Consider the following 13,265-nt stretch of genomic DNA (forward strand, 5'->3'; position numbering starts at 1 on the left):
AATGACCAATGCGACCGCGCATCGCACCGACGGCGGGAACGATCGAGCACACAGCGCGTTACGAAGCCTCCGACCGGCCACCCGTGGTCGATCCATGCTGCGGACGATCGCTCGGCGCCAAGCTGAAGGTCGACGCCTGTCGAGAAGGCACCGGAACCACCGGTGACATGCAATGACCGACGCCTGCGTCATCGAAGTTCGGGCCCGCACCGCGGGCATCGTCGTCCGCGAGGGAGACAACTACTGCTTCTTCGCCGCGCATCGCGACTTCCACGCCCTCGAGCGTCAATCGTTCGATTCGCTGCTTGCCGCGCAGGCTGCCGCCACACGTTGCGCCGGGGATGCAGCGTCGGCGATCCGGATCGATCCGCCGCGCGCCGCGGCGCCGCGCACCTAGTGCGGTTCTGCTTTGGGCGGACTCGGGCAGCGCTTCCGAATGCTCACATCAGGCATGGCCTGATAGCAGGTACGGCCTGATCGCGAGGAGTCGCGCAGCGCCGTCTCGAACCATGTGCCCGTTCCGGTGTGTCCTCGTCCCCGGAGAAACAAGCGCGCGCGGCGCGTGGCCGCGGCCGGCTCAGCCGCGGCGGCGTTCCGACGAATTCCCCATGCCGAGCTGGCCGCTGGCGGCCAGTTCGCGCAGCCGATGCCGCGCCCACACGCGCATCGCCACCCCGGGCCGTTCCGCCTCGATGCGCGGCGCGTCGAACGCCTCGCTCTGTTTGGATTGCTGCTCGCGCTCGACCTTCGCCATCATTCCCTCCGCATGGCTGTTCGAAGCCGGCGGATTCGACTCGCGTCGCGCGCCGGGCGCGCAACTACATGCATGGTTTGATCTGTCAGCGGCGGTAGCATCTGCGTCCGGCCAGCCTGAATCGTTCCAAACTGGACAAGAAGCGGCCTTGTGCGGTAGCTGATGATGACGCTTAGCAGCACGGCGGCGGGAGCCGCGAACTACCTGACCGAGAAATTCACCGGCACGTTGAAATTCAGCGACGCCTGGGTGATCTCCGGCGGGAACGGCGGCAGCGGCTGGGCCCGGTGCACCATCGCCAGAGTTTCGGCGTCGAGCGCAGAGTGGCCGGACGAGCGCGCGAGCCGCGCACTCAGCACCTGCCCGCCGCGGCCAACGGTGAAGCTGAGCGTCGCGGTGCCCTGCACGCCGGAGGCGCGCGCCTCGGACGGATAGCGCTTGAACCGCTGCAAATGCGCCGCCAGCCGTTGGCGATAGGACGGCAACACCGCGGCGGCGCGGGCGCCGGCGAGCGCCGCCGTCGCATCGGCAGCGCGGCGGTCGGCGCGCAGCGGCGCGCTGGTGCGCGGCGCCGGCGGCCGCTCCGACGGATGCAGCTTGGCGACGCGGTCGCGACGCTTCGGCGGCTCCCGCTTCGGTTTGACCGGTTCGGGCCGCTCGACCTTGACCGGCTCGGGCTTCTCGGCCGCAGGCTCGGGCTTGGCTTCCGGAGGCAACGGCACTTCCGGCGTCGGCTGCGGCGGGGTCGGCGCGATCTCCGGCGCGGCGGTGGCGTGCTGCTCGGGCTCCGGCTCCGGTTCGGGCTGCGGCGCTTCGGTCTCCTGCATCTCCGGACCGGGCGCCAGATCGAGCTGGCTCTGCTGCGGCGACGCGGTGACCGGTGCCATGTCGACCATGATCGCCGCCAGCGGCTCGCCGGGCGGCGGGGTCTGCGTGTAGTAGGCCATTGCGGCTGCGACCGCTGCGGCGTGAACCCCGACGATCACCGCGGCCGACAGCAGCCAGCGCGACGTGGCCGGCACCGCCGCGGCTTCGTGCAGCGCGCGGGCGTTCATGGCTGAACGGCGCGGCCGTCGAGCCCGACCAACGCCACCTTCAGATAGCCGGCATCGCGCAGCAGATTCATCGCCGCCATCAAGTCGCCGTAGCTCACCGCCTTGTCGGCACGCAGGAAGATCCGCTCGTCCTTCTTGCCGCCGGTTGCGGCATCGAGCGCCGACGCCAGCGCCGCGCGCGGCACCGTCTCCTCGCCGAGCGCCAGCGACAGATCCGGTTTCAGCGAGACGAACACCGGCTTTTCCGGGCGCTGCTGCGGTTCGGCGGTGCTGGCCGGCAGATCGACGCCGACGTCGACGGTGGCGAGCGGCGCGGCGACCATGAAGATGATCAGCAGCACCAGCATCACGTCGATGAACGGCGTGACGTTGATCTCGTGCGCCTCCACCATGTCGTCGTCGCCGCCGCGGCGGGTCGCAATGTTGCCGGCCATGTCGTTATCTCACTGCACGTGCGCGCTGCGGCGGACGCGCCGCCTCGCGGCTGATCATCAGCAACAATTGCGCAGACGCGTCGCCGAGCAGCGCCCGATACGCCGACACCCGCCGCGTCAGATGATTGTAGATCACCACCGCCGGGATCGCGGCGACCAGGCCGAGTGCGGTAGCGAGCAGCGCCTCGGCGATACCCGGCGCCACCACCGCGAGGTTGGTGGTGTTGGCTTTCGAGATACCGATGAACGCGTTCATGATGCCCCACACCGTGCCGAACAGGCCGACGAACGGCGCCACCGCGCCGATGCTGGCGAGCAGCCCGGTGCCGACCGCCGCGCGCCGCGCTTCCGCCGCCTCGACCCGCTCCAGCCGCAGCGCCACCCGCTCGCGAAAGCCGTCGTCATGAGCTCCGCCCGACAGGCTGGCCTCGCGCTCGACGGTGTGGATCATCTGCGCCACCGCGTCGCGCTGATCGGCGGTGTCGGCCGCCGCCTGCTGCAGCGTGGTGTCGCTCTCGAGCCGGTCGAGGCCGGCGCGGGCCAGCACCACGCAGCGGCGCAGCTCGACGGATTTGGCCAGCCACACCGTCCACGCCGCCAGCGACGCCGCCGCCAGGCCCACCATCACCGTCTTCACCACCGCGTCGGCATTGACGAACATGCCCCACGGCGACAGGTCGCGCGGCAGCGTCGCCAGATCGGCCGCCGCGCAGGCGTCCCCCGGCAGCGCCGCGGCGGCGACGGCCAGCGCCGCAATCGCAGCGCAGGCCGATCGTGCCGCGGCGCCTTGGGGTTTACGCATTGCGCGCCTCGCCGAACTGTTCGGCGAGCGCATGGAAACGGGCGAGCTGATCGCCGCGCAGCTCGCGATTGGCGTCGCGGCCGACGAACACCTTGAACATGATGCCGCCGTCGCGATTGAGGAACGCCACGAAGGCGCTGGCCTTGCCCATGAACGGGCGCTCGACGAACGCAAGCGCACCGCAATTGTCGTGACGCAGATGGCCGTGCAGCCCCTTCGGCTGCATCAGGTTGAAATAGCCGCGGCTGACCTCGCCGCGCGGCACCTCGCCGGTGAATTCGAAGATCGCGTCCTCGGTGTGCACGATCAGCGTCACCTCGCCCCAGCTCGCGATGTCGTTCATCGCGGGGCCAAAACCCTCGCCGGGTCCTAGCCGAACCATGCCGTCCGGCAGCGCCGCGATCACCGCATGCGGCGTCACGTTCCACTGCTTGGCGACCTCCTCGATCACGGCGGCCGGATTGGCCGCCATATAGGCACGAAGATCGCCGATTTCGGACGACACCACCGATGCCGCTGCAGTCGCCATCACGTTCTCCTTCCGTCTCACGCCGCAGCGGCGTTGCGCTCGCTGCGGATCACATCGAATCCCTCGAACCGCGGATGGCCGAGATAAATGCTCTGCCCGGTTTCGTTGCCGGCCCGGGCGTGCGAGCGCCGGAACTGCTCGGACGTGGTCCACGCCTCGAACGCCGCCTTGCTGGCCCAGGTGGTGTGGGTGGCGTACAGCGTGTGGTCGTCGGCCGCCGGCCCCTTCAGCAGATGAAATTCGACGAAGCCGTCCATCTCGCTGAGGTAGGATTCGCGCGCCGCCCAGATGTCCTCGAAGGTCTGCTCGGCGCCGCGTTTCACTTGAAAGCGATTCATCGCGATGAACATTTCGTCTCCTTGCTGGCTTGTTGTTCGCTGGCTTGTTCTTTGATCGTGGTGTTCCGACCCCTTCTGATCCCGAGGTTCACGCTCCCCCGAAGTGAACCTTGATGCCGCCCTTGTACACCACGCCCGGCCCCGGGCTGCTGAACAGGATGTCGTTCTGCGAGGTGCCGTCGGTCGACGATCCGGGGACCGCATACGGACGATAGTAGTTGTTGAGCAGATTATCGATCGAGAAGTTCAGCGTCACGTCCGGTGTCGGCCGGTAGGCGATGTTGAGATTGACGAGGTCGTACGAAGTTCCCGGCAGGTAGCCGGCCGGCAAATTGGTGTTGGCCGCATAAGAGGCCCACTGCGCCGCGATCGTCAACTGCCGGTCGAGCAGCCGCAGTCCGCCGGTGGTCACGACCTTGCGCGCAGGCACCGAGGCCAGGCCGAGGCCGGTGTCCGGATTGGTGCCGCGGATCACAGCGGCGTTGACGCCGACGAACCAGATGCCGGCATCGTAATTGGTCTCCACCTCGACGCCCTCGATCCGGGCGCGCGGGATGTTCTGGTACTGATAGTACTTGCTGTACAGCCCGAATGCCGGGCCGAGCTGCGACACCTGCGGGGTCGAGCCGACCAGCTCGATGTAGTTGTCGACGTCGTTGCGGAACGCGTTGATCTTGCCGCGGAAGCTGTCGGACGCCGAGAACACGCCGTCGTATTTCAGGTTGATGCCGACTTCCTTGTTCTTGCCGACTTCGGGCCGCAGCCCGGCGTTCGGGATCAGGCAGAACAGGCCGGTGGAGCCGTCGCCGCAGGTGAACAGTGCCGGTCCGCCGCCGGTGACGTGGGCGCCGGAAATCAGCGTCTCGGTGATCGACGGCGCGCGGTAGCCCTCGGCGTAGGCGACGTAGGGCGTGAAGCCCGCGATCGGCGTCAGGCCGAGGGTCACCTTCGGGGACAGCCGGCTGCCGCTGGCGGTGGTCGATTGCGAATTCAGCTCGTAATGATCGTAGCGCGCCGCGCCGATCACTTCGAGCCAGTGCGCATAATTGTTCTTCACCTGGATGAAGCCGCCGGACACCGTGCGCTCGCCGCCCGGCGTGGTGATGTTGGAATTGCCGCGCGAATCCCAGGTCGTCACCTTGTCGTTGAAGGCGTCGACGCCGTAGGTCACCGCGGTGCGCCAATTGCCGTATTCGAACCGCGAGGTGTTGTTGGCGTCGATCCCGATGGTGTCGAGATTGTAGCCGCGCTGGTCGCCGATGCAGCCCGAGATGTTGTTGCCGTAGTTGCCGGCGCCGCAATAGGCCGTGCCGCTGGTCGAATAGTGATAGGTCTTGGTCTGGTCGCTGGTGGTGCGATTGCCGTAGAGATTGACGTTCCAGTCGAACCAGGTGTCGTCCGGCTGCGAATATTTCCAGCTCAAGGTTCCGGTGTAGTTGCGCAGATTGGTGCCGTACACCGAGGATCCCTGATACAGCGCACGCTGCGCCGCGGTCAGCACCGGACCGCGGTTGAACTGGCCGACGTCGTAGTTGAAGTCCTGGAAGATGCCGCCGATCTTCACCTCGTGGCCGTCGGCCGGCCGCACCGTGAATTTCAGTAAGCCGGCGGCGAGATCGTTGCCTGTGTTGCCGATTTCGGTGCCGGCGCCGTCCTTGTAGTTTCCTTGCGTGCGATACACCGCGCCGCCGAACACGTCGACGCTGGGATCGACCCGGACGCCGCCGAACACCGAACCGAGTCCGCGCGCATTGTTGCTGCCGTAGGAGCCGCTGAGGTCGACGCCCCAGCGCTCGCCGGCGCGCACCACGTCGTCGATGTCCTTGGTGCGGAACGACACCACGCCGCCGATCGCGCCGGAGCCGTAGATGTTGGCGCTCGGCCCCCGCACCACGTCGATGCCGCCGATCAGCTCCGGATCGAGGAAGAACGAGCCCTGCGCGCCGTGGCCGGAGCGCTGATAGTTCTGCCGCGCACCGTCGACCACCACGGCGACGCGGCCGAAGTCCTGCAGGCCGCGGATGTTGATCGAGGTCGACGGCTCGTCGCCGCGATCCTGGAACGACACGCCCGGGGTCGCGACGAAGACGTCCTGCAGCCGGTTGGGCGGGAATTGCTGGATCTGCTGCAGCGTGATCGCGCTGGCCGGCGCCAGCGCATCGATCGCCTTCTCCTCGTTCTTGGTCGCCACCACCGTGATGGCGTCGAGCGACTGCGTCGAGCCCGCCGCCTGGGCATAGGCGTCGCGCGGGCTGGTGGCGGGTGCCGCCGGCTGCGCGGCGCGCGCGGCACGGTCGCGCTTCACCTGTGTCTGCGATGGCGACGATGCGTGTCCGGTCGCGGTCTGCGCAACAGCCGGTGCAGTCGCCAACGCGACGACGGATACAGATAGCAATAGCGCGCAGGCGCGCGAGTTCAGCCCCACCATGACAACCCCAGAGTTTTGAATTGACTAAGGCTGGCGGGCTCGCACGCGGCGGCTGGCTGGCAATCGGCCGTCGGCAGCATCTGCTAACGGCTTTCATTTTTGCTAACCGAGCGCCAGTTCCCGGTCAACGTGGTCGGCCTCTGATTAAAGCAATTATAACCAGTCGGTGGGCGCCGCATCGCACAGGCGTCACCGGGGCGTCGCCGCGCGGCGTCCTCACGCCCTTGCGGCGAGATCGAATTCGGCGACGTCCGCCGGCTCCGCCGGCAGCGTGGTCCGATCGACCGCCGACAGCACGCGGCCGACAGTCGCCGGCGTCGCCACCGCATCGAGCAGCAGCGTGGCGAGATCGGCCCGCGCGATCCGGCCGTGCACCCGCGGATCGTCGTACAGCGCCCCCTGCCCGGTCGGCTCGCCCTCGGTCAATCCGCCCGGCCGCACGATGGTCCAGTCGAGCGCGCTGTGCCGCAAATGGTCTTCGGCGCGGGTCTTGGCGTCGAGCACCGGCCCGATCGCCGCGATGATCCGCTCCGACGCATAGGCGCGGCTGTCGCCGCAAGCGAGCGACGATACCTGCAACACGCGCGGCACGCCGCAACTCACCGCGGCGTCGGTGATCGCATTGTTGCCGATCTCGTCGATCAGCAAGGCATCGGGTCCGGCACCGCCGATCGTCGAGACGATCGCTTCCGGCACAAGCGCTTTGACCGCACTCGCGACGCTGCCGACATTCGACAGGTCGGCCACCGCCACCCCGGCGATGCCTTGCAGTTCGTTCAGGCGCGCCTCGTCGCGTCCCGCGACGAACACCGTCCAGCCGCGCGCGGCAGCTTGCGCAACAAGATGCCGCCCGGTGCGTCCGGTGGCGCCGAAAATCACAACCCGCATCCGTCCTCACACCTCGTCGTCGCGGCCGATAGGCCCGCCGTCAGCCCGCTGGTCAGATTGCTGATCCAGAACGATCCGGCCAGGCTCGGCGAAAATCCGTCGCCGCGCAACTCGCCCAATCCGGCCGCGGTCCAGTTCGCCAGCAGCGGCGTCACCGCGGCGCGAAATCCCGGCCGCAGCACTTCGACCGCGGCGAGATCGAGCCGCCCGGTCTCCAGCCCGGCGGCGATCATCGCATGCGCGGCGTGATCCGGCGGCACCAGCGCCAGCCCTTCGATCGGCGCCCTGTTCTGCTCGATCATCTCGCGGCGCCGCGCAATGTCGATCACGTTGCGCCAGCGATGACCGTGCGCCTGGCCGCCTGCGCCTGCGCCGAACGGCAGGCAGGCGACGCCGCGCTTGATCGACGCGTTGTAGCGGTTGCGCTCGCGCAGCGAGCGGACCAGATGCGACTGCGACACCTGCAACCAGCCCCCGTCGGTGAGTCGCGCCACGCCCTCCGCATAGAGCTGCGCCTGCGCGGCCGGGGTCGCCGGCGGCGGCAACTTGCCGTGCTCGACCGCGCGCGCCATCGGCCCGCCGGGAAACATATTGAGCGCGTACAGCGTCACGCCGTCGAGTCCGATGCGGCCCACGGTGTCGATGTCGCGGCACCAGTCGGCCTCGCTCTGCCCCGGCAGTCCATAGATCAGGTCGCAGACGACGGAGGTGCGCCCGAGCGCCAGCAGCTCGGACAGGAACGTCGCGACCTCTTCGCCGCTGCGCTTGCGGCCGAGCCGTCGCCGCACTTCGGTGGAGAAGCTCTGCACCCCCAGCGACAGCCGGTTGACGCCGGCATCGGCGAGCTTCGCCGCCTTGGCGATGTCGAAGCCGTAGGAGCGCCCCTCCAGCGTGATCTCGCAATCGGCGCTGAGCGGCAGATAGCTATGCAGTGCCTCGATCAGCCGCGACAGATCGTCCGCGTCCAGCGCCGACGGCGTCCCGCCGCCGATATACACCGCGTCGATCGGCGCGCTCGCGATCAGCGGCGTGCGCGCCCTTGCGGCCAGCTCGGCGATCAGGTCGTCGACATAGGCGGGGCCGGCTTCGGGCCGCCAGACGTTCTCGAAGAAGCCGCAGAACAGACAATGATTCTGGCAATACGGCACATGCAAGTAAGCAACCGCCGTCTCGCTGCGCGGCGTCGCGAATACCCGCTCGATCACCGCGTCGGCATTGTCGGCATCGATCGGCCGGCTGCCGCGCCACGGCGGCGAGAACGCCCGCCGACTGAAAGCTTCCGTCAGCGGATCGCAGCCGACCCGCACCAGATAATCCTCGACCGACGCATTGGCGGCCGCCATCGGATGCCGGCTGCCGTGCCCGACCGCAACCTGCCCATGATGGCCGCCGTGGCCGCCATGCATCGGTGAGGCGATCCGGTCGCCATGCTTCAGATCGACCATTCTCACCGCCCGCGCTCCATCGTCAAACGGGCAGCACTACCAGCCGTGCGCGACGCACGGTCAGCCGACGCATGCGCGTGCGAATAGCTGGCCATCCCGACCATCCGATCACACTCGTTATTCATCAAGAGAGGCTGGCGGGCGCTGCAAAACGCAGGGAGCTGGCTGGCACCACGAGAACCGACATGCGGCCATCGTACGCTTCAACTTACGCTGCGATGCGTGACGACCTCAAGCGCCGATCGCGCCGTTTATAGTAATTATAAGACACATTTTCTGATCACCGCTTATAACAACCCTCTCTCGTCGAGGTCGGCAACAACAACAGAAACGGAATGATGACAGGATCCGAACGATATGGCGCAGCCCCCGGCCGGATCGCAGGCCCGGCCGAAACGCGCGCGGTCAACGTCGTCGGCAATCAGATCGACAGCCGCGACCTGTTCACCCTGGATCGGGAGATCGTCATCGCCCACGGCGACGACCGGTACCGGCTTCGCCTCACCTCGCAGAACAAGCTGATCCTGACCAAATGATCGCGCTCCCTGCTCTCGCGCGCCGCCGTCGCGCCGCCCTGCTCACCGCGACGCTGCTGGCCTGCGCAACCGCGCTGCCGGCGCAGGCCACCGAGCCGGTCAAGGTGACCGACGCCCGCGGCCGTGAAATCGTGGTGACCGATTCGTCGCGCACGCTGTCGATCGGTGGCGCGATCACCGAAGTACTTGCCGATCTCGGACTGGCGAAACGGATCGCCGGGATCGACTCCACCAGCGTGTATCCGCCGGACGCCGTCGCCGGAAAGCCGAATGTCGGTTACTTGCGGCAGCTCTCGTCCGAAGGCGTGATCGGACTCAATCCGACGCTGATCCTGGCGATGGATTCCGCAGGGCCGAAGCAGACGATGGACGCCATTAATTCTGCCGGGATTCCGCTGGTGTCGGTGCCGGAGGCGTATTCCGAAAAGGGTCTGCTCGACAAGATCGCGCTGATCGGCCACGCGATGGGCGCCGATAATGCCGCGGCGTGCCTCACCGCCGCCGTCGGCGACGATTTCGCCACGCTGCGCAAGCTGCGTGCCGCCGTCACCAAACCTGTGCGGGTGATGTTCGTGATGTCGCTGGTCAACGGCCAGGCGATGGCGGCCGGCCGGCACACCGCCGCCGATTCGATCATCGCGCTCGCCGGCGGCGTCAACGCGATCGACGGCTACGACGGCTACAAGGCGATCAACGACGAGGCCATCGTCGCGGCGCGCCCCGACGTGGTGCTGACCATCAAGCGCAGCCGGGATTCGTTCGAGGCCGATGCGTTCTACGCCCATCCGGCGTTCGCGCTGACACCGGCCGGCCAGCGCCGCGCCTTCCTGGCGATGGACGGGCTGTATCTGCTAGGGTTCGGGCCGCGCACGCCGGCCGCCGCGGTCGAGGTCGCCTCGAAGCTGTATCCCGAGCTCGCCGCCGAGGCCGCCGGATTCAAGCCGAAGGCCACCACGGTCGATTGCCGCTCATGAGCGTGGTCACGCTCCGCCGCAGCCGCGCCGGCGCGCCGCGCCCGCCCGCCGGGCTCACACTGGCGGTGCTCGGGATCGTGCTGATCGCCGCGATGGCGCTGGCGATGACGGTCGGCGCCGCCGGCATCCCGCTGTCGCGGCTGCCCGCCGCGCTCGGCCTGTCGGGCGCCGCGGCCGATCCCATCACCACCCGCGACCAGCTCGTGCTGTGGTCGATCCGGATGCCGCGCATCCTCACCGCAGCGATTGTCGGCAGCCTGCTCGCCGCGGCCGGCGCGCTGATGCAGGGCCTGTTCCGCAACCCGCTGGCGGACCCGGCTCTGGTCGGGGTGGCGAGCGGCGGCGCATTCGGCGCAGCCGCTTCGATCGTATTTCTCGAGCACGTGCTAGGCCCGCACCTGCGCGGCCTGCAGGACTATCTGCTGGCGTTCGCCGCGTTCGGCGGCTCGCTGGTGACGACTATCGTGCTGTACCGGATCGCCAGCCGATCGGGGCGCACCTCGATCGCGCTGTTCCTGCTCGCCGGACTCGCGATCGCGGCGATCGCCAATGCCGGGCTCGGCGTCCTGGTGTTCGTCGCCGACGATCGCCAGCTCCGCGACATCACCTTCTGGATGCTCGGCTCGCTCAGCGGCGCCAACTGGGCCAAGACCGCCTCCACCGCAACGGTGCTGCTGATCGCCCTGCTGGTGCTGCAGCGGATCGCCGGCCGGCTCGATCTGCTGGTACTCGGCGAGACCGAGGCGTTTCACAGCGGCGTCGACGTCGAGCGGCTGAAGCGGATTTCGATCATCCTGGTCTCGGCGATGGCCGGCGTCGCGGTCGCGGTCACCGGCGTGGTCGGCTTCGTCGGTATCGTGGTGCCGCATCTGCTGCGGCTGGTGATCGGGCCGTCGCACCGGCTGCTGCTGCCGGCCTCGGCCTGTCTCGGCGCGGTGATGCTGGTGGTCGCCGACACCGTCGCCCGCACCATCGTGGCGCCAGCCGAAATGCCGATCGGCATTCTCACCGCAGCGATCGGCGCGCCGTTCTTCCTCGCCATCCTGCTGCGGCAGCGCAAGCTGGTCGGGCCATGAGCGGCCTGCTGAAGGCCGAAGCCGCTTCGTTCGCTCTGCCCGGAGCGGTTCTGGTCGACCGCGTCGATCTCAGCATCGCGCAGGGCGAGCTGGTGGCGATCGTCGGCCCCAACGGCGCCGGCAAATCCACCCTGCTGCGGATGCTGTCCGGCGATCTGCGCCCGACCTCCGGCACGATCACGCTCGGCGGGCGGGACCTGAGGGCCTACAGTCCGCGCGAACTAGCCAGTCGCCGCGCAATGCTGGCGCAGCACACCTCGGTCTCGTTCCCGTTCTCGGTCGAGGAGATCGTGGCGATGGGCGCCGACATCGATCCGCGCAAGGCGGCGCCGCTGTTCGACGCCGCGCTGCGCGACGTCGGGCTCGCGCATTTCCGCCACCGCAACGTCACCACGCTGTCGGGCGGCGAGCAGCAGCGCGCGCATTTCGCCCGGATCCTGGTGCAATTGTGGAGCGGCGAAGCCGACGCCGGCCCCGGCCTGCTGCTGCTCGACGAGCCGACCTCCAGCCTCGATATCCGTCACCAGCTCGATCTCGCCGAGACCGCTCGGCGCTGCGCCCGCCGCGGCACCACGGTGATCGCCATCCTGCACGATCTGAACCTCGCCGCCCGGTTCGCCGATCGCGTCATCGTGCTGCACGGTGGCCGGATCGCCGCCGATGGGACACCGGCCGCGGTGATGCGGCACGAACTGATCGCCGAGGTGTTCGACGTCGCCCTGACCGTCAATACCGACGTCGCGGGCCAGCCGTTCGTGCTGCCGGAGCTGGCGGACGATCGCCGCACCGCCGCGCGCCTCACCGGTTAGTACCACCGGCTACCGGTCCCCGCCCTTCCTCATAGTGATTCTAACTAACCGCCGGCCCGTCCGGGCCGGTTTTGGACCGGTTCAATTTGTCCGGCCACCGCGCGGCGCTTAGTTTGTACGGGGCGCTGCCGACGCGGGTGCGTGGCGACGTCGATCACCACCAATATTGATTTCATCACCAAGAGGACCAGACGGACAGGCCATGAGCGTCAATGTGATTTTCGGCTCCGATGCCGGCGCGACCCGCGCGGTCGCCTCGCGCATCGCCAAACGGATGCAGGGCCGCGCCGTCGACATCAAATCCGCCACCACCGCCGACTTCGAAGGCTGCAGCCTGCTGATCCTCGGCGCGCCGACTTACGGCTTCGGCGATCTGCAGGCCGATTGGGAAGCCAATCTCGACAAGCTGACCTCCGCCAATCTGACGGGCAAGAAGGTGGCGCTGTTCGGCACCGGCGATCAGACCAACTACCCGGACAGCTTCGTCGACGCGATGGGGCTGCTCTACGACCACGTCGTCGACCGCGGTGCCGACGTAGTCGGCTTCACCGACACCGCCGGCTACGACTACACGGCGTCGAAAGCCGAGCGCGACGGCCGCTTCGTCGGCCTCGCCCTCGACGAGGACGGACAGTCATCCAAGACCGAAAAAAGGATCACCGAATGGATCAGTCGTCTCACATGAGCGCCGCAACCCTGCAGATCTTCCAGCATCACCTGTACGAGCTGTCGAAGGGGCTGCGCCCGCTCGCGATGATGACGCTTCCCGCCGTCGACGCGACGGCGATCGTGGCGCGGCTGCGCACCGCGGGCATCGCCCACCACGTCCACGAAGCCTGCCAGCACCGCATCAACGTGGTGTTCGGCGTCGCCTCCGCGGTGCGCACCGTGCAGGGCTTCATGACCGGGCCGCTGTGCAACCTCACCGCCGAGCACGACTTCATGCTCGGTATCCTGCTCGGCTACGACCGCGAAATGCAGTGCCACCGCTTCCTCGCCCGCGCCGGCGGCAACGCGATCGACGCCGTCGCCGAATCGACTCACACGGTGGCGCCGAGCGAGCCGGTACTGATTCACTGAGGTCGGGCGGCGCTGGATCGCCGCCGACCACTTTTGCACGGATCTTGGTCGCAAGTGCTGTCCGTGTGGAGCGCAGCGTCGCCTCACCCCTTCACGTCATCGCCCGCGCATGCGGGC

General features: G+C 68.3%; 16 protein-coding genes. 7 read left to right on the top strand and 9 right to left on the bottom strand.

What is annotated here, in order from left to right; all coding sequences use genetic code 11:
* Positions 1-172: 172 nt before the first annotated feature.
* Positions 173-397 carry a hypothetical protein gene (locus tag DWA33_RS11150; RefSeq protein ID WP_114358167.1) on the top strand — a complete coding sequence of 75 codons (225 nt, stop codon included), beginning with the start codon at positions 173-175 and terminating at the stop codon, positions 395-397.
* Between the two features lie 180 nt (positions 398-577).
* Here the strand turns inward: DWA33_RS11150 and DWA33_RS25180 are convergent, their stop codons facing one another.
* The 9 genes from DWA33_RS25180 to hutW all read right to left on the bottom strand — a co-directional run bounded on the left by DWA33_RS25180 (position 578) and on the right by hutW (position 8,673).
* Positions 578-754, bottom strand: coding sequence for a hypothetical protein (locus DWA33_RS25180; RefSeq protein ID WP_167443185.1), 177 nt, complete (start codon positions 752-754; stop codon positions 578-580).
* Positions 755-954: 200 nt separating this feature from the next.
* Positions 955-1,809, bottom strand: a complete 855-nt coding sequence (locus DWA33_RS11160) for an energy transducer TonB (protein ID WP_114358169.1) — start codon at positions 1,807-1,809, stop codon at positions 955-957.
* Positions 1,806-2,243 (bottom strand): TonB system transport protein ExbD, encoded by a 438-nt coding sequence (gene exbD / locus DWA33_RS11165; protein WP_114358170.1) that lies wholly within the window; start codon positions 2,241-2,243, stop codon positions 1,806-1,808. Before exbD ends, DWA33_RS11160 begins: the two co-directional genes overlap by 4 nt.
* A gap of 4 nt (positions 2,244-2,247) precedes the next feature.
* Complete coding sequence (gene exbB, locus DWA33_RS11170; protein ID WP_114358171.1) at positions 2,248-3,045, bottom strand: tonB-system energizer ExbB; 798 nt, start codon at positions 3,043-3,045, stop codon at positions 2,248-2,250.
* Positions 3,038-3,574, bottom strand: coding sequence for a heme utilization cystosolic carrier protein HutX (gene hutX, locus DWA33_RS11175; RefSeq protein WP_114358172.1), 537 nt, complete (start codon positions 3,572-3,574; stop codon positions 3,038-3,040). Before hutX ends, exbB begins: the two co-directional genes overlap by 8 nt.
* A gap of 17 nt (positions 3,575-3,591) precedes the next feature.
* Positions 3,592-3,924: a heme-degrading protein HmuQ gene (gene hmuQ, locus DWA33_RS11180; RefSeq protein ID WP_114358173.1), complete on the bottom strand. Its 333-nt coding sequence runs from the start codon at positions 3,922-3,924 to the stop codon at positions 3,592-3,594.
* 76 nt (positions 3,925-4,000) lie between these two features.
* The gene (locus tag DWA33_RS11185; protein ID WP_114358174.1) at positions 4,001-6,340 is read right to left on the bottom strand and encodes a TonB-dependent hemoglobin/transferrin/lactoferrin family receptor; all 2,340 of its coding nucleotides are present in this window, start codon (positions 6,338-6,340) and stop codon (positions 4,001-4,003) included.
* Between the two features lie 216 nt (positions 6,341-6,556).
* On the bottom strand, positions 6,557-7,228 hold the full coding sequence (locus DWA33_RS11190; RefSeq protein WP_114358175.1) for an SDR family oxidoreductase: 672 nt from the start codon (positions 7,226-7,228) through the stop codon (positions 6,557-6,559).
* Positions 7,216-8,673, bottom strand: coding sequence for a heme anaerobic degradation radical SAM methyltransferase ChuW/HutW (gene hutW, locus DWA33_RS11195; protein ID WP_114358176.1), 1,458 nt, complete (start codon positions 8,671-8,673; stop codon positions 7,216-7,218). The genes DWA33_RS11190 and hutW overlap by 13 nt, the downstream gene beginning before the upstream one ends.
* A gap of 335 nt (positions 8,674-9,008) precedes the next feature.
* Between hutW and DWA33_RS11200 the strand changes: the two genes are divergently transcribed.
* The 6 genes from DWA33_RS11200 (at position 9,009) to DWA33_RS11225 (ending at position 13,148) form a co-directional block, all read left to right on the top strand.
* The gene (locus tag DWA33_RS11200; protein ID WP_114358177.1) at positions 9,009-9,209 is read left to right on the top strand and encodes a hemin uptake protein HemP; all 201 of its coding nucleotides are present in this window, start codon (positions 9,009-9,011) and stop codon (positions 9,207-9,209) included.
* Positions 9,206-10,183, top strand: a complete 978-nt coding sequence (locus DWA33_RS11205; RefSeq protein WP_114358178.1) for a heme/hemin ABC transporter substrate-binding protein — start codon at positions 9,206-9,208, stop codon at positions 10,181-10,183. Before DWA33_RS11200 ends, DWA33_RS11205 begins: the two co-directional genes overlap by 4 nt.
* Positions 10,180-11,259, top strand: coding sequence for a FecCD family ABC transporter permease (locus DWA33_RS11210; protein WP_114358179.1), 1,080 nt, complete (start codon positions 10,180-10,182; stop codon positions 11,257-11,259). The genes DWA33_RS11205 and DWA33_RS11210 overlap by 4 nt, the downstream gene beginning before the upstream one ends.
* Positions 11,256-12,068, top strand: a complete 813-nt coding sequence (locus DWA33_RS11215; protein ID WP_114358180.1) for a heme ABC transporter ATP-binding protein — start codon at positions 11,256-11,258, stop codon at positions 12,066-12,068. Before DWA33_RS11210 ends, DWA33_RS11215 begins: the two co-directional genes overlap by 4 nt.
* A 202-nt stretch (positions 12,069-12,270) precedes the next feature.
* A complete protein-coding gene (fldA, locus tag DWA33_RS11220) occupies positions 12,271-12,753 on the top strand; it encodes a flavodoxin FldA (protein WP_114358181.1) in 483 nt (160 codons plus the stop codon).
* Positions 12,732-13,148, top strand: coding sequence for a DUF2023 family protein (locus DWA33_RS11225; protein ID WP_114358182.1), 417 nt, complete (start codon positions 12,732-12,734; stop codon positions 13,146-13,148). Before fldA ends, DWA33_RS11225 begins: the two co-directional genes overlap by 22 nt.
* Positions 13,149-13,265 lie beyond the last annotated feature (117 nt).

Source organism: Rhodopseudomonas pentothenatexigens, from assembly GCF_900218015.1.
In the GTDB taxonomy this organism is placed as follows: domain Bacteria; phylum Pseudomonadota; class Alphaproteobacteria; order Rhizobiales; family Xanthobacteraceae; genus Rhodopseudomonas; species Rhodopseudomonas pentothenatexigens.